General features: G+C 51.2%; 18 protein-coding genes, 2 tRNA genes and 2 rRNA genes. 14 read left to right on the top strand and 8 right to left on the bottom strand.

Annotation, left to right across the window (positions count from 1 at the left end; genetic code table 11):
* The first annotated feature begins 279 nt into the window (after positions 1–279).
* The 9 genes from dnaK (at position 280) to ACSYSY_RS00455 (ending at position 10,096) form a co-directional block, all read left to right on the top strand.
* The gene (gene dnaK, locus ACSYSY_RS00495; protein ID WP_491707385.1) at positions 280–2,184 is read left to right on the top strand and encodes a molecular chaperone DnaK; all 1,905 of its coding nucleotides are present in this window, start codon (positions 280–282) and stop codon (positions 2,182–2,184) included.
* Positions 2,185–2,325: 141 nt separating this feature from the next.
* Positions 2,326–3,462 (top strand): molecular chaperone DnaJ, encoded by a 1,137-nt coding sequence (gene dnaJ / locus ACSYSY_RS00490; RefSeq protein WP_491707384.1) that lies wholly within the window; start codon positions 2,326–2,328, stop codon positions 3,460–3,462.
* A 69-nt stretch (positions 3,463–3,531) separates the two neighbouring features.
* On the top strand, positions 3,532–4,290 hold the full coding sequence (gene dapB, locus ACSYSY_RS00485) for a 4-hydroxy-tetrahydrodipicolinate reductase (RefSeq protein WP_491707383.1): 759 nt from the start codon (positions 3,532–3,534) through the stop codon (positions 4,288–4,290).
* Positions 4,291–4,438: 148 nt separating this feature from the next.
* Complete coding sequence (gene metK, locus ACSYSY_RS00480; RefSeq protein ID WP_491707382.1) at positions 4,439–5,623, top strand: methionine adenosyltransferase; 1,185 nt, start codon at positions 4,439–4,441, stop codon at positions 5,621–5,623.
* 90 nt (positions 5,624–5,713) lie between these two features.
* A complete protein-coding gene (gene trmB, locus ACSYSY_RS00475) occupies positions 5,714–6,421 on the top strand; it encodes a tRNA (guanine(46)-N(7))-methyltransferase TrmB (RefSeq protein ID WP_491707381.1) in 708 nt (235 codons plus the stop codon).
* Between the two features lie 23 nt (positions 6,422–6,444).
* Complete coding sequence (locus tag ACSYSY_RS00470; RefSeq protein WP_491707380.1) at positions 6,445–8,106, top strand: electron transfer flavoprotein-ubiquinone oxidoreductase; 1,662 nt, start codon at positions 6,445–6,447, stop codon at positions 8,104–8,106.
* A 137-nt stretch (positions 8,107–8,243) separates the two neighbouring features.
* Positions 8,244–8,996: an electron transfer flavoprotein subunit beta/FixA family protein gene (locus tag ACSYSY_RS00465; RefSeq protein WP_491707379.1), complete on the top strand. Its 753-nt coding sequence runs from the start codon at positions 8,244–8,246 to the stop codon at positions 8,994–8,996.
* Positions 8,993–9,904: an electron transfer flavoprotein subunit alpha/FixB family protein gene (locus tag ACSYSY_RS00460; RefSeq protein ID WP_491707378.1), complete on the top strand. Its 912-nt coding sequence runs from the start codon at positions 8,993–8,995 to the stop codon at positions 9,902–9,904. The genes ACSYSY_RS00465 and ACSYSY_RS00460 overlap by 4 nt, the downstream gene beginning before the upstream one ends.
* 115 nt (positions 9,905–10,019) lie before the next feature.
* A tRNA-Pro gene (locus ACSYSY_RS00455) sits at positions 10,020–10,096 on the top strand.
* A 546-nt stretch (positions 10,097–10,642) separates the two neighbouring features.
* On the opposite strand, the gene ACSYSY_RS00450 is transcribed toward ACSYSY_RS00455, so the two are convergent.
* The 5 genes from ACSYSY_RS00450 to fliE form a co-directional block, all read right to left on the bottom strand.
* Positions 10,643–12,400, bottom strand: a complete 1,758-nt coding sequence (locus ACSYSY_RS00450; RefSeq protein ID WP_491707377.1) for a flagellar hook-basal body complex protein — start codon at positions 12,398–12,400, stop codon at positions 10,643–10,645.
* 170 nt (positions 12,401–12,570) lie between these two features.
* A complete protein-coding gene (locus tag ACSYSY_RS00445) occupies positions 12,571–13,662 on the bottom strand; it encodes an EscU/YscU/HrcU family type III secretion system export apparatus switch protein (RefSeq protein WP_491707376.1) in 1,092 nt (363 codons plus the stop codon).
* Between the two features lie 12 nt (positions 13,663–13,674).
* On the bottom strand, positions 13,675–14,547 hold the full coding sequence (locus ACSYSY_RS00440; protein ID WP_491707375.1) for a flagellar biosynthetic protein FliR: 873 nt from the start codon (positions 14,545–14,547) through the stop codon (positions 13,675–13,677).
* Positions 14,548–14,823 carry a flagellar biosynthetic protein FliQ gene (locus ACSYSY_RS00435; protein WP_491707374.1) on the bottom strand — a complete coding sequence of 92 codons (276 nt, stop codon included), beginning with the start codon at positions 14,821–14,823 and terminating at the stop codon, positions 14,548–14,550.
* Positions 14,824–14,835: 12 nt separating this feature from the next.
* The gene (gene fliE, locus ACSYSY_RS00430) at positions 14,836–15,204 is read right to left on the bottom strand and encodes a flagellar hook-basal body complex protein FliE (protein ID WP_491707373.1); all 369 of its coding nucleotides are present in this window, start codon (positions 15,202–15,204) and stop codon (positions 14,836–14,838) included.
* A gap of 268 nt (positions 15,205–15,472) precedes the next feature.
* Between fliE and ACSYSY_RS00425 the strand changes: the two genes are divergently transcribed.
* From ACSYSY_RS00425 to ACSYSY_RS00405, 5 genes are all read left to right on the top strand, one after another.
* Positions 15,473–15,721: a hypothetical protein gene (locus ACSYSY_RS00425; protein ID WP_491707372.1), complete on the top strand. Its 249-nt coding sequence runs from the start codon at positions 15,473–15,475 to the stop codon at positions 15,719–15,721.
* Between the two features lie 105 nt (positions 15,722–15,826).
* Positions 15,827–18,400 carry a tetratricopeptide repeat protein gene (locus ACSYSY_RS00420; RefSeq protein ID WP_491707371.1) on the top strand — a complete coding sequence of 858 codons (2,574 nt, stop codon included), beginning with the start codon at positions 15,827–15,829 and terminating at the stop codon, positions 18,398–18,400.
* The gene (locus tag ACSYSY_RS00415) at positions 18,397–18,819 is read left to right on the top strand and encodes a flagellar basal body rod protein FlgB (RefSeq protein ID WP_491707370.1); all 423 of its coding nucleotides are present in this window, start codon (positions 18,397–18,399) and stop codon (positions 18,817–18,819) included. Before ACSYSY_RS00420 ends, ACSYSY_RS00415 begins: the two co-directional genes overlap by 4 nt.
* Before the next feature lie 22 nt (positions 18,820–18,841).
* Positions 18,842–19,252, top strand: a complete 411-nt coding sequence (flgC, locus tag ACSYSY_RS00410; protein WP_491707369.1) for a flagellar basal body rod protein FlgC — start codon at positions 18,842–18,844, stop codon at positions 19,250–19,252.
* 66 nt (positions 19,253–19,318) lie between these two features.
* Positions 19,319–20,038 carry a MotE family protein gene (locus ACSYSY_RS00405; RefSeq protein WP_491707368.1) on the top strand — a complete coding sequence of 240 codons (720 nt, stop codon included), beginning with the start codon at positions 19,319–19,321 and terminating at the stop codon, positions 20,036–20,038.
* 183 nt (positions 20,039–20,221) lie between these two features.
* On the opposite strand, the gene ACSYSY_RS00400 is transcribed toward ACSYSY_RS00405, so the two are convergent.
* The 3 genes from ACSYSY_RS00400 to ACSYSY_RS00390 form a co-directional block, all read right to left on the bottom strand.
* A tRNA-Met gene (locus ACSYSY_RS00400) sits at positions 20,222–20,298 on the bottom strand.
* A 31-nt stretch (positions 20,299–20,329) separates the two neighbouring features.
* Positions 20,330–20,444: ribosomal RNA gene (rrf, locus tag ACSYSY_RS00395) — 5S ribosomal RNA — on the bottom strand.
* Between the two features lie 94 nt (positions 20,445–20,538).
* Positions 20,539–23,278: ribosomal RNA gene (locus tag ACSYSY_RS00390) — 23S ribosomal RNA — on the bottom strand.
* Between the last annotated feature and the right edge of the window lie 333 nt (positions 23,279–23,611).

Genomic DNA, 23,611 nt, shown 5'->3' with positions numbered 1-23,611 from the left:
ACAAATTGGAAAATCAGTCCCTCTGCTTCAAGGACTTCCCTGCAACAGAACTGCATTTCCCCCTGGGCTTCGGTTTATAAACCCTAATCTTGGTGAAAAAATGATCAACCATTTTCCCGGGATCATTTTTCGCAAAAACGCCCTTGAAACAAACGGCCTTTCTTCCTAGATCACAATAGTAAGAGACAGAATGTAACATACCTTCTGCCATAATGTCATATAGGGTTGCATTCGATGCCTGAATACAGGGTTGGATATAACCGCTGAAAGGACTGGGATATGAGTAAAGTTATTGGTATCGATCTTGGTACAACCAATTCCTGCGTTGCTGTTCGCGAAGGGAATGAAACAAAGGTTATCGAAAACAGCGAAGGTGCGCGCACCACGCCTTCCATGGTGGCCTTCACCGATAACGGGGACGTTCTTGTTGGGCAGGCTGCAAAACGTCAGGCCGTTACAAACCCCACAAACACACTTTATGCCGTCAAGCGTCTGATCGGGCGCCGCTTTGATGATCCGACCGTCAAAAAAGACCAGGCTATGGTCCCTTATGAGATCGTCAAAGGTGAGAATGGCGATGCCTGGGTCCGCGCTCAGGGCAAGGACTATGCTCCTGCACAGATTTCCGCCTTTGTGCTTGGCAAAATGAAAGAGACCGCCGAGGCTTATCTCGGTGAGAAAGTGACGGAAGCTGTCATTACAGTTCCTGCCTACTTCAATGATGCCCAGCGCCAGGCAACACGTGATGCCGGCCGTATCGCAGGCCTCGACGTCAAACGTATCATCAACGAACCGACAGCAGCGGCTCTGGCTTACGGCCTTGAGAAACGTGATTCCGGTCATGTGGCTGTTTATGACCTTGGTGGTGGCACATTCGATATTTCCATTCTTGAAATTTCTGACGGCGTTATTGAAGTTAAATCCACCAATGGTGATACATTCCTTGGTGGTGAGGATTTTGACAACAAGATCATCGACTTCCTTGCTGACGAATTCAAACGCGAACAGGGCATTGACCTGCGTTCCGACAAGATGGCTCTTCAGCGCCTGAAAGAAGCCGCTGAGAAGGCTAAGATTGAACTGTCCTCCTCCAAAGAGACAGAAGTCAACCTGCCCTTTATCACCGCCGATGCCTCAGGCCCGAAACATCTTGTTGTCCGTCTGACACGCGCTAAACTGGAAAGCCTGGTTGAAGATCTGGTCAAACGCACATTAGAGCCTTGCAAAGCAGCTCTTAAAGACGCCGGTCTGTCTACAAAAGAGATCAATGAAGTGATCCTCGTCGGTGGTATGACCCGTATGCCACGCGTTATCGAAGCGGTTAAGGACTTCTTCGGTCAGGAACCAGCCCGCAATGTGAACCCTGATGAAGTTGTGGCCATTGGCGCTGCTGTTCAGGGTGCCGTTCTGAAAGGTGACGTCAAAGACGTTCTCCTCCTCGACGTCACACCTCTTTCACTCGGTATTGAAACACTCGGCGGCGTCTTCACACGTCTGATTGACCGTAACACGACCATCCCGACCAAGAAGAGCCAGACCTTCTCCACTGCTGAAGACAATCAGCCTGCTGTGACCATCAAGGTCTTCCAGGGTGAGCGCGAAATGGCTGCCGATAACAAACTGCTCGGCAATTTCGACCTTCAGGGCATTGCCCCGGCACCACGCGGTGTGCCTCAGATTGAAGTGACATTCGATATTGATGCAAACGGTATCGTCAACGTCTCTGCAAAAGACAAGGCAACGGGCAAAGAGCAGCAGATCCGTATCCAGGCTTCCGGTGGTCTGTCAGAATCTGACATTGACCGTATGGTGAAGGATGCTGAAGCCAACGCTTCTGCCGACAAGGCCCGTCGTGAACTGGTTGAACAGCGCAACACGACTGAAGCCATGATTCATCAGACTGAGAAATCCCTCACAGAAGCGGGCGACAAAGTCCCTGCTGCTGATAAGAGCGAAGCAGAGGAAGCCATCAAGGCAGCCCGCGATGCCCTGAATGGTGACGACCTTGAAACACTTAAAAGCGCGTCTGAGCGTCTGACGCAGGCTGCGATGAAAGTCGGCCAGGCTGCCTATCAGGCACAGGGTGAGGCCCCGCAGGAAGCTCAGGCTTCTGCCAAGAAAGATGAAGAAAACGTCGTCGACGCTGATTTCGAAGAAATCAACGACGATGAAAAGAAGAAATAAGCTTCACTAAATCATTGTGAGCGGGCTCTCCCCGGGCCTACTCCGAGAGGCGTCTGTGTCTTTTCTATAGACCAGACGCCATTTTTCTATCAAAAGGATTAACAGCTCCTTTTCTTTGGATATGGATAGTTAGAAGCTGACATGGTCACAAAAGTCGATTACTACGAAATACTTGAGGTCTCGCGCACGGCCACACAGGATGAATTGAAAAAAGCTTTTCGCAAGAAAGCCATGCAATATCATCCCGATCGCAACCCCGGAGACAAAGAGGCCGAGCAGAAATTCAAGGAAATCAACGCCGCCTATGAAGTCCTGCGCGATGCAGACAAGCGGGCCGCCTATGACCGATATGGTCACGCCGCTTTCGAAAATGGCGGTGGCGGCGGTGCTGGCGGATTCGGCGGTTTTGGAGGATTCGGTGGTGGTGGCCTGGGAGACATCTTTGAACAGATGTTCGGCATGGGCGGTCAAAGAGGCTCCGCTCAGCGCAGCGCAGCTGATATCCAGGTCCAGGTTGAAGTCAGCCTGACAGAAGCTTTTACCGGGGTTAAAAAAGAGGTCACAATCCAGACCAGAGTCAGCTGCTCCAGCTGTCATGGCTCCGGCTCCTCTGACCCTGCCAAAGGAAAAGTCACCTGCGCGAGCTGCCATGGCCGGGGTGTTGTCCGTGTTCAGCAGGGCTTCTTTGTCGTCGAGCGTCCCTGCCCTACCTGCCACGGAAGCGGCCAGACCGTTGAAAGCCCCTGCAAGGTCTGTCATGGCAGCGGAACAGAGGCCGCAACCGATACCATCTCTGTTGATATTCCGGCAGGGATCGAGGATGGCACACGGATTCGCATTGCCGGGAAAGGTGAAGCTGGTGGCGATAATGTTCAGCCCGGTGACCTCTATGTGCTCGTCACTGTCACGCATCATGACCTGTTCCAGCGTGAGGGCGCCCATATTTACTGCCGCGTACCGCTGCGTATGACGCAGGCTGCTCTGGGAACAGAAATTGAGGTACCCGTCATTGATGGCTCCTCAGCCAAGGTCAAGATCCCGGCTGGCACACAGAGTGGTGAAACCTTGCGCCTGCGGGGCAAGGGTTTTTCCATCCTGCATTCCCGTGCGCGCGGGGATATGTACCTGCAGATGAACATTGAGACACCACGCAATCTTACAAAACGCCAGCGTGAACTCCTTGAGGAATTTGAAGGCGATAACGACGATCACCATAAAGCCAGCCCCGAAAGTGCAGGCTTTTTCAAACGCGTCAAAGACTTCTTTGAAGGCAATTGACCGGAAATGATTTTGTCCTGAAGTGATTTTTCTCTTGCCTCTCCGTAACAGGAAGGCAAGAGTCACCTCATGACAAACATCCAATCCCCCAAAATCGGTATCGCCGGTATTTCCGGCAGACTTGGTTCGCTCTGTGCAGAAGAAGCCGCTCATCATCTCGTCGGCGGGCTATCGCGTCAGGCAGACCCTTCACGTTTTATCGTTACGGACCCTCTGGAACTTGCCAGACAATGTGACGTCATTATTGATGTCAGCCATGCAAGCCGGATTATCCCCCATGCCAAAGCCTTTGCCGAAGCAGGATGCGCCTGGGTTCTGGGCACAACAGGTCTGAACGAAAAGGACCAGCAGGCCGTTGATGAGGCGGCAAGGACAATCCCTGTCCTGCAGGCAGCTAATTTTTCACCCGCTTTGACCATGCTGCTTGACCTTGCCAGCCAGCTGGCCGCGGCTTTACCCGATTATGATGCGGAAATCCTTGAAACACACCACCGCCAGAAACTCGATGCCCCTTCCGGCACGGCCCTGGCAATTGGCCGGGCCGTCGCCAGAGGGCGCCATGTCTCTTTTGAAGAGGTCAAAAGGCTGGACCAGAATGGCAAACGACCCGATGGTGCCATTGGATTTGCCTCTTTAAGAGGGGGGCAGGTCATTGGTGAACATGAGCTGCGCTTTCTGACAGCCGATGAAGAAATTACTCTTTCCCACCGTGCGCTGGACAGACGCGTCTTTGCCCGTGGTGCTGTAAAGGCTGCGATCTGGCTGGCCGATCATAAACGTGCTGGACACTACACCATGAGTGATGTAGTGAAGGGGAACATAGTCTGACGTAAGATGTTGGAGTTGTTTTCCATCTCGCATGATTTATTCATGAATCTGTCAGGCCAATCTGTCTCCTGATACTGCTGTAACGCCTGAAGACCGGGCGTTACGTAAGTATCTTTTCCTTTCCACTCATTCCCTGTGAGGTCCCTGAGTGCGCAATTACGGCGATTTTCTTTTTACTTCCGAATCCGTTTCTGAAGGTCACCCTGATAAGGTTGCTGACCGTATTTCCGATACTGTTCTTGATGCCTATCTGGAAGCAGACCCCGAAGCCCGGGTTGCTTGTGAAACATTGGTTACGACGAACCGCGTTGTTCTCGCTGGTGAAGTTCGTGGACCGGAAGCTGTAGAAAAGACCCTGATTGACCGCGCTCGTGAAGCCATCAAGGACATCGGGTATGATCAGGAAGGATTCTCCTGGAAAAAGGCTGATATCAAGTCCTATCTTCACGCCCAGTCTGCTGACATTGCTGTCGGCGTTGACAGCGCTGGTGATAAGGATGAAGGCGCTGGCGATCAGGGCATCATGTTCGGTTTCGCAACCAATGAGACCAAAACCCTCATGCCTGCTCCGCTTTTTTATGCGCACAGCATTCTTGAGCGCATGCGTGACCACCGCAAAGCGGGTGACGTACGTGGGCGGGGGCTGCTGCCTGATGCCAAAAGCCAGGTAACATTGCGTTACGTTAACGGCAAGCCCGTCGGTGTGACATCCGTTGTCGTTTCCACACAGCATGAAGCAGGGCTGGGTCAGGACCAGATCCGCGACATGGTTCGTGAAACAGTACGCGACGTCCTGCCTGAAGGCTGGATGTGCCCGGAAGACCATCTCTACGTCAACCCGACAGGCATTTTTGTCATTGGTGGCCCTGATGGGGATGCCGGTCTGACAGGACGCAAGATCATCGTTGATACCTATGGCGGCGCTGCCCCTCATGGTGGTGGAGCTTTCTCCGGTAAGGACCCGACCAAGGTTGACCGTTCCGCTGCCTATGCGGCCCGCTACCTGGCGAAGAACGTTGTGGCTGCCGGTCTGGCTGATCGCTGCACCATCCAGCTCAGCTACGCCATTGGTGTGTCACGTCCGCTTTCTGTCTATGTTGATCTCGACGGCACCGGCAAAGATGTCAATGAAGAGAAGCTGGGTCTGTTGCTCAATGAGATCATGGATCTGTCTCCGCGCGGCATTCGCAAACATCTGCGTCTCAACCGCCCAATCTATGTTCCAACCTCTTCTTATGGGCATTTCGGGCGCACGCCTGATGCCGCTCTTGATAACTTCACCTGGGAACAGACAGACCTGGTTGACAGCCTGAAGAATGGCCTGAACCGCTAAGTTTTAAGTCTTTTTCCTTTTAAAGCGAAAAGAACAGTTTCCCCTTTCCTTCCTCAAGGGAAGGGGATTTTTTCATTTTACGATTTAGAAATGACGCATACGTTGTTTGACGACCTGAAACCCCAACCAGAACGCCTTTATGGCCGCCAGCGTGGACATCCCCTGCGTGCACGCCAACAGCTCCTGCTGGATGAAGCGCTCCCTCGTGTCACTTTCAAGAACTTTCAAAACCCGCTTGAAGGATTTTCACGCCCTGTTTCCAAGCTTTTTCTGGAAATCGGTTTTGGCGGAGGAGAACACGCTTTAGGGCAGGCTGAAAACAATCCAGATGCCGGCTATATCGCCTCCGAAGTCTTTGAAAACGGCATATGCTCCCTCTTGTCACGCATTATGCCGGAAGGTGAGGAAGAGACGGCTCCTCCCCCAGAGACTTTACGCCTCTGGACCGATGATGCACGGCTTTTAATGAAAGAGCTGCCCGATCAATGCCTTGATCAGGCTTATCTGATGTTCCCTGATCCATGGCCCAAGGCACGCCATGCCAAGCGGCGGTTTGTCCACCCTGAAAATATTGCCCAGCTGGCACGCCTCCTCAAGACCGGTGCCCAATGGCGCATTGCCAGTGATCACCCTGTCTATCAGGAATGGGTGAACGAAGTGATGTCCGCCCAGCCTTATTTCGAGCTGGCCTCTTTCTCAGAAATCCGGCCCGAAGGCTGGTCCCCAACCCGGTATGAAGCAAAGGCCTTCCGTGAAGGAAGACAGCCTTTCTACTGGACTTTTGTCCGCCGCCCCTAATTCCCCTTCAGGAGACTCATCTCATGACTCAGTCTGCGTCTGAACAAACCCCTATTGAACGTGAAGAAATGGAGTTTGATGTCGTAGTCGTTGGCGGTGGACCGGCAGGCTTGAGTGCTGCCATCAAACTCCGCCAGCTCAACTCCGACCTCTCCGTCTGCCTCCTTGAAAAAGGAAGCGAAATCGGTGCCCATATCGTTTCAGGCGCAGTGATTGAGCCGCGGTCTCTTACCGAGCTTTTCCCGGACTGGGAAGAACGCGGCGCCCCCCTCAACACCGCTGTTTCAGAAGAAAAACTCTTTTTCCTGACTGAGAAAAAAGCCTTTTCCATCCCGGGGCTGCACACTATCATGCCCCAAATGGATAACCGGGGGAATTATGTCATCTCCCTTGGTGATCTCTGCCGTTGGCTCGGAGAACAGGCGGAGGCACTGGGCGTTGAAATCTATCCCGGCTTCAGTGGCAGACATCTTTATGTCGAAGACGGACGCGTTTGCGGCATTATCACCGGTGATATGGGGATCGCCCGCGATGGAACGCATAAACCGGACTTTACACCCGGGATGATCCTGCGCGCCAAACAGGTTATTCTTGCTGAAGGGACACGCGGCTCTCTGACAGGCCATGCCGTCAGGCATTACGGCCTCCGCGATAAATCCGACCCGCAGACCTATGGCCTGGGTATCAAGGAAATCTGGGAAATCCCCAAGGAAAATCACAAACCCGGCTTTATTCAGCACAGTTTTGGCTGGCCACTTGACGGCAATACCTATGGAGGGGCCTTCCTCTATCACTTTGGTGAAAATCTGGTCAGTTACGGGTTCGTAACCGGACTGGATTATCGTAACCCGTGGCTTTCCCCTTTTGAGGAAATGCAGCGCACCAAATTACACCCTGCTTTCAAGCCTCATTTTGAAGGGGGGCGGCGTATCAGCTATGGAGCCCGTGCCCTTTCAGAAGGCGGATTCCAGGCCATTCCGAAACTCAGCTTCCCCGGTGGTGTGCTGGCAGGCGATAGTGCCGGTTTTTTGAATATGCCAAAAATCAAGGGCACTCATACAGCCATGAAGTCAGGGATTCTGGCCGCAGAAGCGGTTTATGACGCTTTGCAGAGCAATGAGAGTGAAGCCACAAACTACCTTTCAAAATTGAAGGAATCCTGGCTCTGGTCTGAGCTTTATGAAGCCCGTAATATTCGCCCTGCTTTCGCCAGATGGGGCAATGTTGGGGGGGCCCTCTATAGCGCCATTGACAGCCTTATCTTCCGTAACAGAGCTCCGTGGACGCTTCATTTCACCCATGCGGATAATGAAAGCCTGCTACCTGCCTCGCAATGTCAGGCCCCCTCTTACCCCAAAGCCGATCATAAGATAACGTTTGACCGGGCAAGCTCCGTTTTCCTCAGTAATCTGAGCCATGATGAAGACCAGCCCATACATCTGCACGTCAAGAGCCTGAGTTTATGGGATGAAGTCAATGCAAGACATTTTGCCTCACCTGAAACGCGTTATTGCCCGGCAGGTGTCTATGAAGGCACGAAAGATGATGACGGAAACTGGTCTCTGATGATCAACGCCCAGAACTGTGTTCATTGCAAAAGCTGCGATATCAAGGATCCGACCCAGAATATCAGATGGGTCCCACCAGAAGGCGGGAGCGGGCCAAATTATTCTTCCGGAATGTAGGCAGAACGGAACAGCATTTTCTTTTGCCGGTTTTTCCAGAAGAGATGATGTGACTTTTGCTTCAAGACACGATAATCTGGCAGGGATATTGTGATTTATTCTGGATTTTCTGGCGGCAACAACGACGAAAGATGACAATGAAGATTCTTGTCCCCGTCAAACGGGTTGTTGATTATAACATCAAACCGCGCGTAGCGGCTGATGGCAGTGGTATTGAAACGCAAGGCGTGAAAATGTCGATGAATCCCTTCGACGAAATCGCCCTTGAAGAAGCCATAAGACTGCGTGAGAAGGGCGCTGCAAGTGAAATTGTAGCCGTTTCCATTGGTCCACAGGCAGCGCAGGATGTCCTCCGCACGGCGATGGCCATGGGGGCTGACCGTGCGATCCTGATCAAGACAGACGCTCTGATTGAGCCTCTGGCTGTTGCCAGGATTCTGAAACTCATCATTGAGCGCGAAGAGCCTGGCCTTGTCAGCATGGGCAAACAGGCCATTGATGACGACATGAATGCAACAGGCCAGATGCTGGCTGCCATGCTTTCCTGGCCACAGGCGACCTTTGCCAGCAAAGTGACAATTTCTGACAATCGTGCAGAAGTTTCACGTGAGATTGATGGCGGGATTGAAGTGATTTCCATCCCCCTCCCCGCCATTATCACGGCTGATCTCCGCTTGAATGAGCCGCGTTATGCGTCACTGCCCAATATCATGAAGGCGCGCAAGAAACCGCTTGAGACGATTGAAGCAGAGAGCCTCGGTGTGGATCTGACGCCTCATCTGACACTCGTTAAAGTTGAAGAGCCAGCTGAGCGCAAACCCGGCATATTGGTCAATAGTGTTGAAGAGCTCGTCTCAAAGCTTAAAACAGAAGCAAAGGTGCTCCCATGACCGCGCTTGTTCTGATTGAAATCGAAGAGGGCAAAGTCCGTCAGGCAACGCGCTCAGCAGTGGCAGCATCCCGCTCTTTCGGAGAGGTGGACGCCCTTGTGATTGGTGCCGGGGCTGAGGCCGCCGCGCGCCTTGAAGGTGTGAGAAAAGTTCTTCACGTCACGAATCTTGACCATGCTCTTGCTGAGCCAGTGGCGGATCTGCTCGCAAAATTGGCGTCTGATTACAGTCACATCGTGGCAGCTGCCTCAGCGACGGGGAAAAATATTCTCCCCCGTCTGGCCGGTCTTCTGGGTGTTCAGCCTGTTTCTGACGTGATTGCCATTAAAGATGAGGCAACCTTTGTCCGCCCTGTTTATGCAGGCAGTGCTCTGGCCACTGTGCAGTCACGTGATTCCGTCAAGATTCTGACAGTTCGTGGTTCAAGCTTTGACCCGGTGAAGGATTCTGACGGCACGGCGCCTGTTGAAGCCCTTGAAGCGCCGGAAAATGACAAAGGTGTTCGCTTTGTCCGTGTTGAGCTCAGCCAGTCCAACCGGCCTGAGCTTGAAACAGCCCGCATTGTCATCTCCGGTGGCAAGGGTCTGAAAGATGCGGCTAATTTCGAGCGTCTTCTAGCGCCCGTCGCGGATAAACTGGGAGCCGCTATCGGAGCGTCCCGCGCGGCGGTGGATGCCGGTTTTGCCCCTAATGAATTACAGGTCGGGCAGACAGGAAAAGTCGTCGCCCCGGATCTGTATATCGCTGTTGGGTTATCAGGGGCGATCCAGCATCTCGCAGGGATGAAAGACAGCCGCGTGATTGTGGCGATCAATATCGACCCTGAAGCCCCTATTTTCAAAGTGGCTGATTACGGCATGGTGGGAGATCTCTTCGAAATCCTGCCTGAACTGGAAAAAGCGCTTTAAAACAATAGCCTCCCGAAAAAAGACTTTCACCTTTTAAAGTGAAAGTCTTTTTTTATTTCATCATCTCCCCTCTTGCTTATCGGGCAAGAGCACGGTAGGAAATCTTTAAGAAGCTCGGAGTATAGCTCAGCCTGGTAGAGCACTGTGTTCGGGACGCAGGGGCCGGAGGTTCGAATCCTCTTACTCCGACCATTTATGGGCTTCTTTCTTCATTATAGAAATGAGGGACATTTTATTGACGGTGTCTCATCTATAAAGATGATGGAAGCATACGTCCCTTAATCTCCGATACAGATCTTATCAACGCAGGATCGTCCATGCCGAAAACCGGGAGAGGACTGTGTCCCCTGCGTATTATATGGTTGTTCTATAACCATTTCTCCACCCTGATAACCTCTATATCCATAAGGAGGATTGACTCTCATTGGGGAGAAAGGGGGACGAGCGTGACGAGGAGAAAAAGGCGGATGATGCGGCGATTGACTCATATGCGGAGGGCTCAAGAGCGGAGGACGGGGCGCGGGATAAGTGGGGAAAGGGCCATGAAATATCACATCAGCAAAAGCGGGCGGCATGTCCCTGAGAACACAGAAAAACCCTGCCATCGCAAAAAATAGTCCTCGGGGCCAGACAGGAAAAGGCTTCATTGACAAAAACACCCCCTGATAGAAAAAACATGTCCCACCACAAAAAAAGGCGGTCCCTCAAAAGAGGAAACCGCCTTTTCAATCAGTGCCGTTACTGTTTCATGGCAATGGTCTGCTGAAGCAGTGTGTCAGCCGTCGTAATCACCTTTGTATTGGCGCTATACGCTTCCTGCGCCACGATCAGGGCGGACAGGTCGCTGGTCAGATCAGTTGTTGAACCTTCAACCTGACCGACATTCAAGGCTGTTCCGCCATTTTCACCGATATATCCAACGACAGGCATCCCTGAATCCGACGTTGCCTCATAGGCCTGCCCATTAACGGCCTGCAACGCATTCATATCACTAAAGGTTGCCACAGGAATTTTCCCCGTTATCTGTGAATAACCATTATCAAAAATAGCTGTCACAGACCCGTCACTACTGATTTTGGTTGTCTGATATCTTCCCTGCACAATACTGTCATTAATCAGAGCCGAACTATCCCTGTTGACAGACGTCGCTGTTGTAAGCTGGACACTCGTATTGGCATTGAGGTTATAAGAGGCCCCATTCACCGTAAAACTTAATTGAGACGCGTCAGCCGTCCCGCCATTCGCATCTGTGACACTCTCAATCCCGCCTGTCGCATTAAAGACAACGGAATAAGACCCACTGACAGATGTGGAAGCAGGATTATAAGGGTCAACCGCCTTAACACTCCATGTCGGTGGAGAGGAGGACGTTTGGGCCCAGCTTAACGCCACTGAAACGGGATTGCCATCACTATCGAGAACGGGATTGCCCTGATCATCCTTCAAGGATGTGGGAGAGGTCATGTAACTCTGGCTGCTCCCGGTTGTTGTGCCCAGGATAATGCCATTGCCCATATTCAGATCACTTCCTGAAAGCGATACTGATACGGACTGAGAGCTTGAAGGCTGGTTGCTGCCAGTGGCCATGATTGTCCCTGTCCGGCCACCAATTGTGCCGAGGGAAAAGACCATATCCAGGGTATTATTATCGCCATATTTAGCATGAACCGGAATTTCGGCAGGAGCCCCAGGAGCTGAGGAACTGACCTGATTGCCCTTGGAATCCGCAATTGCTGCCAAAGTGCCATCAGCGTTAAACGTGACCTGATAATCCCCAGACGAAATAGCCCCCTTGCCATCGGCGTCATACACATTGACCGTCCAGACCAGCGGGTTACTCGGGCTTTGCGTCCATTGGGCTGCCAGATTATGGGGCTGATGCTGAGCATCATAAACCGTTGTGGAAGGTGTCGTATAAGTCTGGGCGTCGTCCGGCGTATAATCGCCCATATTTGTCGGGACTTTCCCGACCGTTGCATTCTGGGTGACGGTATTTGTCTGTGTCGGCCTGAACGTCACGTTCCCAACCTGTAAGGGACCCAGAGCATTGCTCAGAGAGCCATTCTCATCAACGGAATATCCCTCCAGATAATAACCGGACGTGTTGACGATATAGCCGTTTTTATCAATATTGAAGTCACCATTTTTGGTATAATATTGTTGCGTCCCGAACGTGACTGCGGTGCCGGCCGTCCCCTGAGGTTTGGTCACGATGAACATCCCTTTGCCGGAAACCATCATGGCCAGGGCATTATTACTATTGGTGGCTGCACCATCATTATCGACATGCTGGACGGTCGAGGCCGAGACAGAATGGGCATAAGCCCCGGCCAGATTTGCGTTATTACCTGCAACAAAGTCCTGAAAAGAGGTTGAGGTCGCTTTATAACCGACTGTCTGACTGTTTGCGATGTTATTACTTAGATTTGTAAAGGCATCTGCCTGGGCATTAATACCGCTGACTGCAGTTGATAGTGCATTAAAAACACCAGCCATAGAATATCGTCCTAAACTTACAGGAAATTACTGAATTTTCCCAGAAATAACCTTTAAGAAAAGGCAATGGATAATTTCCTGACACAATTTCACCATAATTTCATCATGAACAGATAATCTTTAAAAAGCAACCTTTAACTTATCATTAGAAAATTCTTTAATAATTTCCCTTATTGATAAGTTCCTGCGCGGGCTCCAGGCGTTTTTAATTTGATAATATAGGCAATAATAGCTGCAACCGGCTTCCAGAACTCTTCAGGTATTTCGGATTCCAGTGGAAGCGTATAGAGAGAACGCGCCAGAGGCGGATTGGAAATAACAGGCACTTTTGCCTCTTTTGCCATTTCTCTCATACGAAAGGCCAGTTCATCGACGCCTTTTGCAGACAGCAACGGGGCTGCCCCGCTCTTGCTGTCATAATAGAGCGCCACGGCATAATGGGTCGGGTTGACAATCACAACGGTTGATTTCCGAACCGCCTCACGGATTCTCTGCCGGGAGCGACGTATTCTTATATTGCGCAATCGCGATTTAATGAGAGGATCGCCCTCCGTCTGTTTCATCTCATCCTTGACTTCCTGAAGACTCATTTTCAACTTTGAAAAATGGCGGTACCTTGTCCAGACTTCATCGAGGACCGTAATCAGGCACTGGGTCACAATGACCAGAAAAACCGCGTAGATGAACCAGTTACTCAGTTCCTTAACAAGGCGAAGTGTCGTCCATCTTTCTGTCTGCGGGGAAATATCCAGCGTTTTATAGGCAACACCATATAAGATGAATCCGAATACGGAGCATTTCGCGATATTTTTGAGGAGTTCTATGACGTTATTCAGGCTTAAAACCCTCTTCAGCCCTTTCATGGGAGAAAGACGGGTTATGTCGATTTTAAGCGCCTGAGGCCTGAACAGAAACCCTGTCTGCATCATCCCGAACAGGACCGTGATCCCCACTCCAAAGACCAGAAAAGGAATGGCAACGGCCATACCATTTTTAAGAGCCTGCCTGCCTAAGGCAAAAATAGCCTGCGGGTCATCCTCCACAAGCCAGAAACGCGAGATCAGATCCTTCATGGACGCCAGAAACTGCGCTGCTGAATCGGACATAGTCAGAATAAAAATCAGCAGAAAACCACCCAGAGAAACCAGTAACAAAAGTTCTCTGGATTGGGGGACGTTCCCTTCTTCACGGGCTTTTTTAAGTTTTTCCGGGGTCGGGGCCTGCGTTTTCTCGCCCCCGCCTCCTCCACCTTCTTCGGCCATAAAAGGCTTCCTTTAGGAAGGAGGTGATGGATGGAGTGATGAAAAACTCGAGATACCAGGCAATGCTGATAAAAGCCCTTCGATTTTTTCCACCCACGTCCCGGTAATGACCTGCATCAGAAGCGCCAGAAGAAAAACACCGCCGAGAATCTGCGCCGGCATAGCTATTCCGTAAACCTGTATGGCAGGCATCAGACGGTTCAGAACGCCCAGCATGGCCGGCCATAAAGTCCCCACCAGAATAAAGGGAGAGGCAAGCTGCATGGCAATCCGGAGTGTTTCGGTAATAGCGGTCGTCAGACTCATGGCCATATCACCAACCATCAATCCCGTAATATGGCCCGCAGGAAAAACGACGTAAGACCCCGTTACAGCCAGTAAGGGCAGTGCATAAAGGCCCGTGCTCAGAAAAATCACCGGCATCAGGACATTCATTAAATGAGCGACCGCCGTACTTGAGGCACCCAGCTCACTATCAGACTGGATCACACTGGATAACCCCGTGAAAATGGCGATCATCTGGGCAGCCACCACCAGTGACATGGCAATCAGGCGTGCCAGAAGTCCTATAAAAATTCCGCAAAGCAGCTCTTCAGCGACGATCCCCATGGCCAGTGCCGGCACACGCAGCACCTCTCCAGCCAGAGACGTCACTCTATCCTGTAACACAGGAAGGATGGCAACCGTCACACCCAATGCGACTCCGGCTCTGATCCGCATGGGAATCACGGTCTCCCCCAGGCCGGGAGAGGTCATGATAATCGCACTGACGCGGCAGAGGACGATCAGAAATACCCCGGCAAGAACAGCCATTGAACCATTCACATCTCCCAGAGCGGGCGAGGCCAGAGCAGACGAGGCTGGAAAAGCGGAAGGAACAGGCAATCAGGACCCTCCCACCTTAATAATCTGGTCAAAAATCATGTGGGCATAAGTGTGCATGATGGACCCCATGAAAGACCCCGTCAGCAGCAAGGTAAACATGGCAACCGTAAATTTGGGAACAAATGAGAGCGTCGCTTCATTGACCTGGGTCATGGCCTGAAAGAGAGAGACGCATAAACCCGCCAGCAGAGATGCCAGAAGTGAAGGTGCCCCCAACTTGACGGCAACCATCAATGATTGCCGCAGAATTTCCTGAATATCGACCGCATTATTCACTGAATTCCGCCCTTAAACAGACATTCTCATCACTTCCTGATAGGCATTGACGAACTTGTCTCTCAGCGTTGTGACCGTCTGCAAGGTCAATTTGGCTTCTTCCACAGAGGCCACAACGTCAGAGAGATTCCCTTTTCCTGACAGCGCCTCTGCTGTCTGTGTCTCTGCCACTTTTCCGGTCTGAATCGCATTGCCGATCGCCTGATCAAGCACCTGACCGAAGCTCGATACCGCGTCAGAGCCATGAGAAGCAGCCCCTGTTTCCAGAGCGGAGTCCGTCTCGGAAGAGGCATTGGCCTCTCTTAATTTCTGGGCATTACCATATGCCTGCATGGCATCAAAATTCTGCATGGAGAGAGAAGATAGTCCGTTTGCCGCCATGTCCTGAAAACCCTTTATTATGGCTGGTTTTACTCAATCTTTTGCTGTTTCCCCTTATCAAGGCGAGGTACAGAAATATCAGTGACTTGCCGAACGCTCTATCCAGACAGCAAAAAATAAATAAAGGTTTATTTTAGCAGAAAATATTGTCATTACCAGTGTTATAAATGTGGCATTTATTAAAAAAAACTTGGACTAAAGGAAAGCTTGGTTTATTTTGAAAATGGTTAACAGCTTGTGACCTTTTTAAAGGTCTGGAGGAAGCCTCATGTCCGATATTTATGCAGCAAATAAGGCAAGTTCAGTACTTCATGCGGCGGTTACGCATCAGGCCTCCATCAGCCGTATTAAAAATCGGCCGGAAAATACCACCAACGCAACTTTTAAACTGGTTTCAGAACAGGGCAGACATGCCAGAACGACCGTTCAATTCGATGCAACGGGGCAGATTGTTCCTTCGGCCCGGAATGTAAAAAAACAGTCTGCAACGGCTGATTTCGTTAATCTTCTGGCCTGATTTCACCTTCCGGGAAATGACGGAAAAACCATTTGGAGCATGCGCAAGCCTGCTTACGGTCTGTCCTTAAATGATGTTTCGCCTTGTTTTGGAAAGAGTATTTTAATGCTGCCGGTTTCTGATAAGATTTTTTCAGGTCCTGTCATTAAAAACAGTGCGGTATTTAAAAAGGGATCTGCCAGTTCCCGAGGGTATGTATCGAGATCTTTATTACTGGCCTCCTGTCTGACGCTTCTCTCTTTTCCAGCTCTGGCAGCACCTCCTTCAACAACATCTTCCAGTGAGGATAGGCTCCTTAAAGGCCTGCCCGAAGGATGGAACGCTCATGTGATCGGAGTCGGTGCACCACGTCAGGACGCTCCGCCCGCTCCTTTGAAAGTCACCGGGAAAATCACTGGGAAGAAATCTGCCCTTTCCACCAAGGCACCCCTTCCAAAAACAGCGCGCCCTCCTGAACAGCCTGCTTCTGCGGAGGCGTCACGCAACCGTATTCTGCTCCCCATTCCCACGGATATGGGGATAGCGGCTTATAAGAGCGGCTCTAAATTTGTCATCGTTATTGACAGCACCCAGCCGATGGACACCTCTTCCTTAAGAGGTGACGGCATTTTTTCCAGACTGACGGTTCAGTCTCTTCCGCAAGTTACGCTCATTACCCTTCCCTTACCTGATACAAGAAGGCTGTTTCTTTCCCAGCAAAGTGAAGGATGGGTCCTGGGGGATGCCCCTCCCCCCGGCGGAAGCTACAAACTCCGAAAAGAAATTGTTCCCCGACTGACCCCTGAAGGGCTTTTACTGCCCATGAGAAAGCCGGGCCGGATTTTTTCCATAACGGACCCTGCCTCCAATCAGAAATTGCTTGTTGCTACATCAACTCTGGATGATGGGGGCATTCTCTCTCTGCGTCATGGGGCCCATTATGATTTATGGCCGACTCTCGAAGGAGTCGTCATTAACGACAATACGCCTACGCACTCTATCGAAATGCGTCGCACCCATAATGGTGTGATTCTTTCCATGGGAGGAAAAGCACTCCCTGATCTTGACCAGGCAATCTATGCCAATGATGTTGATCTGAAATGGCTCGGGCTGAGACACAATGCGCTTCCTGAAGCGAAAGAACGTTACCATCAGGCCCTTCTTGCCGCGGCGGACTCCCCCCCTCAGGAACGGTTTCAAAAACGCATAGAAGCCGCTCAGGCGGCCCTGAATGTCGGGGATTTTACCTCAGCACGGACGATCATGACCGTTGCCCTCGATGATGATCCCGAAGAAGCCATAAGACCCGATATACGTTTTCTTGCAGGCGCCATCGCCCTTCTGAAGGGGGACCTCAGTCAGGCTGACCTGCTGGATGCCAGATGGCCCGAAGATGACCTGCGGGCAACACAACTCTGGAAAGGTCTTTATGACGCTGTTCTGGGAAAGAACAATGAGGAATCAGCCCATCTTCTTTCCAATGATTTTCAGCGCCTTCAAAGTTATCCGGACGTCCTGAAACCGATTCTCCTTCCCATCGCAACAGAGCAGATTGCCCGTTACGGCACGATTGAGGATATGAAAATTCTCGATTCCCTGCCGGAAACTCCCGATGTTTCTCTCGCTCTTGCGCTCAGGGACCTCCGTATCGGAAAGAACGGTGAGGCCAGAAAGAGACTGGACTCTCTGAGTTCAAGTCCTGATGTCATTCTTGCTGAAAAAGCAACCGAGGCAAAATTATCCCTGGACCTCAATGAAGGGCGCCTGAAACCTGAAGAAGCGATTAAAAAATTTGCGACCCTTCAACCAGATGCCCGCCTCGCCAGACGAGAAGCCCTGGTACTGATGCTACAGGCTGATGCTGCCATGCGCTCCCAACAATGGGAACATGCTCTTTCAGCTCTGGATCAGGGGAAGGACCTGTCTTTCCAGAAATATAATCAGCGTTATCTCCCCATGCTGACCCATATTCTAGATCATATTGTCAGTGAGCCGCAAAACGGCCCGTCACAATCCTCTGGTCAGACGATTCCTGAACTCCGCAAAGCTGCCATTTTGCGCGCTCACCTTCCCAACCTTCCTGATGGACCGGACAAGGCGACGCTTCTTGTAGCCTATGGAAAGCTCCTCTCCAGCCTTGGTTTGCTGAAAGAAGCCTCCCAGACCTATTCGGCGGCTATTCCCATGTTGCAAAATCCTGCTGAGAAAGTGGAAGCGACAAATCTCCTTGCCACCTCTTATCTGCAAAGAGGCGATTATAAAGAGGCGAATCACGTGCTTATATCAGCCGGTAATGCCGGTTCCTCCCAGGAGGAGAAAGCCACAAGAACCAGGCTTATTGCCCAGGTGGCGGCTGCTTCAGGCAAGCCGGAAGTGGCCTTGTATCTCCTTAATAGCGATACAACCATAACAGCCGCTGATATGAGAGCCAGAATTCACGAAAACCGCAGTGAATGGGATTCAGCGATTCCTGATGTAAAGAAAATGGTTGAAACGAACGTCCCTGATACAGGCGATCTGACCCTCAATCAGCAATTACTCGCCTTACGTCTTGCTTCCGATGCGTCCCGCGCAAAAGACGCAACAACACTTAACTGGTTGCTGAAGAAAATAAACTCCAGACCTTTTGACAGTAACACTGACCACATCTTCAAGCTTCTTGTAACACCAGAACCGACTGATGAAGAGACAACGCCATGACTGATATAAGCCGGATCATGTCCCAGAACATCAAAGGCACTGATCTTCTCCACCTCGCAGAGCAGCGGATGGACTGGCTCCAGCGCCGTGAATCTCTTCTGGCAGGCAACGTCGCCAATGCCAACACGCCTGATTATAAACCGAAAGATCTGTCTCCTTTTCAGGGCGTTCTGGCCTCTCATAATTCTCTTGCCCTGACGACAACAAACCCGAAACATATTGAGAAAAACGTCTCAGAGAGCACATCTCACGAAACAGGAACTCTTTCCACACTGACAGGAAACAAGGTTTCTCTTGAAGATGAACTCGTCAAAATTGCTGATACGAACGACCAGCACCGTTTCGCCACAACCGTTTACGGGCGCTATATGAGCATGTACTCCATGGCGCTCGGAAGCTCCGGTTCTTCTTCTTCGTAACTGACTGTAGGGAGTAACGATTATGGATTTCTCCAGTATTATAGGGATTTCAGCCAGCGGCATGCACTCTCAGGCTGAAAGATTACGCATCGCCTCTGAAAATCTGGCCAATGCCGAGACAACAGGCTCAACCCCTGGCAGCGACCCTTACCGCCGCAAAACAATCACTTTTAAAGAAGCGCTCGACCGGACAAGCGGCACCTCCAATGTGGAGGTCCAGAAAATAGGTCTTGATCGTTCTGACTTCCAGACACGTTATGACCCCAATCATCCCGCAGCGAATGCACAGGGTTATGTGAAAGTCCCGAACGTAAATCCTTTAATTGAAATTATGGATTCACATGACGCCCAGCATGCTTATGAAGCCAATCTGAACACCATGCAGATTACGCGCTCCATGTTGACGCGTACGATTAATATGATGAAATCCTGATTCCGCGTCCTGACTTATGCTTTTTTCTCGGCTCTCATTCTCTTTTGGCAGGACGCTCCTGGAACCATGAAAAATAACAGCCTGTCCTTGAGCAAGATCGTCAATATCTCAACCGCTCTGATGCTTGTGACCCTGGCTTTCAGCCTTCATTCACTCGCTGCGGAGGTAAAGGAGGAGCTCGATAAACCGTCTCCCCCTGCTCAGCCTAAAGTAGCCAAAACTGAGACAGCAAAAGAGAAAAAAGCATCATCTTCCCAAAATGAAGAAAAAAACTTTGTCACGGAAGAAGCACTGGGCTGGAAACACACGACGCAGCCCAAAGGGAAAGAGCCTGAATCTCCAACAGAGGATTCCGCTTTATCTGACCCTTTAACCCATGCAGCTGAACAGAAACTCGAAGAGACGATTCAGAAAAGAAGGCAGGAAAATCAGTCCCGGTTTCAGTATCTAGACAATGAAAAAACAGCGCTTGAAGCGGAAAAAGAAGACCTCAATAACCAGTTCAAGGAACTGAATCAGAAAACAGCAGAACTGTCACAAGACCAGGAAAGCAGAAAAAAAAGCACAGAGCAAAAAATCCTTCGCCTTGCTCATATTTACGAACAAATGCCCCCTCGTGACGCCGCCGCTGTTTTCAATGTGCTGGATATGCGCGTCCTCGTCCCTGTCGCACGGCATATGTCACCGCGTAAAGTCTCTGCCGTTATTGGAGGCATGTCCCCCGACCGCGCTAATATCCTGACCCAATATCTCATCGGCGCCAGGAAGTTATCTTCGGACAGATAGACCAATAGGACCTTTTTGGCATCCGTGCCATTACCTGAGATAAGGTATCTGAGCTGATATGGGCTTGGATATACGTAACAACGACAAAGGCGTTTCATATGGAGCGGCGGGTGGTGGTGACAATCGCTACAAGAAGTCGTTTTTAATAATCTTTGGGTATTATTTTTAGGTGGGGGGATGAATTGGAAGCGGGGGCAGGATTTGAACCTGCGGCCTTCAGGTTATGAGCCTGACGAGCTACCGGGCTGCTCCACCCCGCAGCGGTGGTGGGTAAAGAGAGTGAGCGAGGGGACCTGGCGGCGACCGACTTTTCCGCACCTTAAGGTGCAGTATCATAGGCGCTAGGGTGTTTTACGGCCGAGTTCGGGATGGGATCGGGTTTAATCCCCCTGCCATAGCCACCAGGTCTTCCCGCTCACTCTGTAAAGAGAGAGTAAGAAGTGTTAGTGCGTATTTTTATGAGAAGTGTTTTTGAGTAGGAGATGACTGTGCATGTGTTTATGTGTGAGAGATATGAGCGATTAGTATCAGTTAGCTAAGAGAGTTACCTCCCTTACACACCTGACCTATCAACGTCCTGGTCTTGAACGGCTCTATGAGACCTAGTTTTGAGGCTGGTTTCCCGCTTAGATGCTTTCAGCGGTTATCCATTCCGAACTTAGCTACCCGGCTGTGCCACTGGCGTGACAACCGGTGCACCAGAGGTTCGTTCATCCCGGTCCTCTCGTACTAGGGACAAATCCTCTCAAGTCTCTTACACCCACGGCAGATAGGGACCGAACTGTCTCACGACGTTCTAAACCCAGCTCACGTACCACTTTAATCGGCGAACAGCCGAACCCTTGGGACCTGCTCCAGCCCCAGGATGTGATGAGCCGACATCGAGGTGCCAAACCTCCCCGTCGATGTGGACTCTTGGGGGAGATCAGCCTGTTATCCCTAGAGTACCTTTTATCCGTTGAGCGATGGCCCGTCCACGTGGAACCACCGGATCACTATGGCCGACTTTCGTCTCTGCTCGAGCTGTCACTCTCGCAGTCAGGCGGGCTTATGCCATTGCACTCGACAGTCGGTTTCCGACCGACCTGAGCCCACCATCGCGCGCCTCCGTTATCCTTTAGGAGGCGACCGCCCCAGTCAAACTGCCTGCCATGCAGGGTCCCGGACCCAGCTAATGGGCCTCGGTTAGACATCAGAAAAAGTCAGGGTGGTATTTCAAGGACGGCTCCACAGGAACTGGCGCCCCTGCTTCGATGCCTCCCACCTATCCTACACAGAATTTTCCTGATGCCACTGCAAAGCTGCAGTAAAGGTTCATAGGGTCTTTCCGTCTGACCGCGGGTACCCCGCATCTTCACGGGGAATTCAATTTCGCTGAGCCGATGCTGGAGACAGCGGGGAAGTCGTTACGCCATTCGTGCAGGTCGGAACTTACCCGACAAGGAATTTCGCTACCTTAGGACCGTTATAGTTACGGCCGCCGTTTACCGGGGCTTCAATTCAATGCTCTCACATCTCCTCTTAACCTTCCGGCACCGGGCAGGCGTCAGGCCCTATACGTCATCTTTCGATTTCGCAGAGCCCTGTGTTTTTACTAAACAGTCGCTACCCCCTGGTCTGTGCCACCCATACATGGTTGCCCACATATGGGTCTCGTTTATCCCGAAGTTACACGAGCAATTTGCCTAGTTCCTTCAGCATCGTTCTCTCAAGCGCCTTGGTATTCTCTACCAGTCCACCTGTGTCGGTTTCGGGTACGGTCTATATGCCAGAGCTATTTCCTGGAATGGTCCAAAAGCATGCTCAATCCGTTAAGAGCATACAACATTTCTCATTCGTCACTTCTGGCAGGCCTGGGAATATTTACCCAGTTCCCATCGACTACGGCTTTCGCCCTCGCCTTAGGGGCCGGCTCACCCTGCGGGGATTAACCTTGCGCAGGAACCCTTGGACTTTCGGCGACAGTGTTTCTCGCACTGTTTGTCGCTACTTATGTCAGCATTCTCGCTTCTGATACCTCCAGAGAGGGTCACCCCGTCTCCTTCGCAGGCTTACAGAACGCTCCGCTACCGCGTATGATAAATCATACACCCACAGCTTCGGCACGTGGCTTGAGCCCCGTTACATTTTCGGCGCAGGGTTTCTATTAGACCAGTGAGCTATTACGCTTTCTTTAAAGGATGGCTGCTTCTAAGCCAACCTCCTGGTTGTTTTGGAATCCCCACATCCTTTCCCACTTAGCCACGATTTAGGGGCCTTAGCTGGTGGTCTGGGCTGTTTCCCTCTCGACAATGGACCTTAGCACCCACTGTCTGTCTGCTGCGCTCTACTCCTTCGGTATTCGGAGTTTGGTTAGGTTTGGTAAGGCTTTGGGCCCCCCTAGCCCATCCAGTGCTCTACCCCCGAGGGTAATACGCAACGTTCTACCTCAATAGATTTCGCGGAGAACCAGCTATCTCCGAGTTTGATTGGCCTTTCACCCCTAGCCACAGCTCATCCCCGACTTTTTCAACAGGCGTGGGTTCGGCCCTCCAGTACGTGTTACCGCACCTTCAGCCTGGCCATGGCTAGATCACTCGGTTTCGGGTCTTCTACCAGTAACTAATTCGCCCTATTCAGACTCGCTTTCGCTGCGCCTACACCTATCGGCTTAAGCTCGCTACGGACAGAAACTCGCTGACCCATTATACAAAAGGTACGCCGTCACCCCATTTGAGGCTCCGACTGCTTGTAGGCATTTGGTTTCAGGTCTCTTTCACTCCCCTTATCGGGGTGCTTTTCACCTTTCCCTCACGGTACTTGTTCACTATCGGTCACCAGGGAGTATTTAGGCTTGGAGGGTGGTCCCCCCATGTTCAGACAGGGTTTCACGTGCCCCGCCCTACTCAAGTCCTTCAATACGATATTCAAATACGGGGCTATCACCCTCTTTGGCCGGACTTTCCATTCCGTTCTTCTACTTCATATCGAAGGCACTGGCCTACTCCGCTTTCGCTCGCCACTACTCGCAGAATCTCTGTTGATGTCTTTTCCTCCAGGTACTGAGATGTTTCAGTTCCCCGGGTTCGCCTCTTATACCTATGTATTCAGTATAAGATCCTCTTACGAGGGGGTTGCCCCATTCGGATATCCACGGATCAATGCCTGCTCACGGCTCCCCATGGCTTTTCGCAGTGTGCCACGTCCTTCGTCGCCTCCTGGTGCCAAGGCATCCACCAAATGCCCTTCTCTTTCTCACACCACATGCACAGTCACTTCCCACTCAACCCTCATCCATCGCCAGGATCACTCGCGCTCCCCCAACAATAAACAAGAATTTCACAGTCAATAACCACACATCAGTGCGTCATCTTCTTTTCTTCTCACCATATGAGTTTCCCCTTATGAAACCCTCAGATCAGCGTCGCAATCTCTTACAACCCCAACCCAAGTGGTCAGACTTTCATAAGTCACCCACATGGCGCACTAACAATTCACTCTTTAAAGACCACAACTCACCTTACGCAGCATATCTCTATGCAACATAGGTCAGTATCTCTCTTCCCTCTTTCCCTATCATCTTCCAGTCCAGAT

Source organism: Aristophania sp. ESL1100 (genome assembly GCF_058511235.1).
Note: the sequence above shows the minus strand (reverse complement) of the source record. Positions and strands in the feature narration are given on the sequence as shown.

Coding starts and splice junctions, on each gene's coding strand:
- ACSYSY_RS00425 (WP_491707372.1), top strand. CDS start 15,473: ATGTCCGATATTTATGCAGCAAATAAGGCAAGTTCAGTACTTCATGCG.
- ACSYSY_RS00465 (WP_491707379.1), top strand. CDS start 8,244: ATGAAGATTCTTGTCCCCGTCAAACGGGTTGTTGATTATAACATCAAA.
- ACSYSY_RS00470 (WP_491707380.1), top strand. CDS start 6,445: ATGACTCAGTCTGCGTCTGAACAAACCCCTATTGAACGTGAAGAAATG.
- ACSYSY_RS00450 (WP_491707377.1), bottom strand. CDS start 12,400: ATGGCTGGTGTTTTTAATGCACTATCAACTGCAGTCAGCGGTATTAAT.
- dnaK (WP_491707385.1), top strand. CDS start 280: ATGAGTAAAGTTATTGGTATCGATCTTGGTACAACCAATTCCTGCGTT.
- ACSYSY_RS00445 (WP_491707376.1), bottom strand. CDS start 13,662: ATGGCCGAAGAAGGTGGAGGAGGCGGGGGCGAGAAAACGCAGGCCCCG.
- dnaJ (WP_491707384.1), top strand. CDS start 2,326: ATGGTCACAAAAGTCGATTACTACGAAATACTTGAGGTCTCGCGCACG.
- dapB (WP_491707383.1), top strand. CDS start 3,532: ATGACAAACATCCAATCCCCCAAAATCGGTATCGCCGGTATTTCCGGC.
- ACSYSY_RS00405 (WP_491707368.1), top strand. CDS start 19,319: ATGAAAAATAACAGCCTGTCCTTGAGCAAGATCGTCAATATCTCAACC.
- trmB (WP_491707381.1), top strand. CDS start 5,714: ATGACGCATACGTTGTTTGACGACCTGAAACCCCAACCAGAACGCCTT.
- ACSYSY_RS00420 (WP_491707371.1), top strand. CDS start 15,827: ATGCTGCCGGTTTCTGATAAGATTTTTTCAGGTCCTGTCATTAAAAAC.
- ACSYSY_RS00460 (WP_491707378.1), top strand. CDS start 8,993: ATGACCGCGCTTGTTCTGATTGAAATCGAAGAGGGCAAAGTCCGTCAG.
- fliE (WP_491707373.1), bottom strand. CDS start 15,204: ATGGCGGCAAACGGACTATCTTCTCTCTCCATGCAGAATTTTGATGCC.
- flgC (WP_491707369.1), top strand. CDS start 18,842: ATGGATTTCTCCAGTATTATAGGGATTTCAGCCAGCGGCATGCACTCT.
- ACSYSY_RS00415 (WP_491707370.1), top strand. CDS start 18,397: ATGACTGATATAAGCCGGATCATGTCCCAGAACATCAAAGGCACTGAT.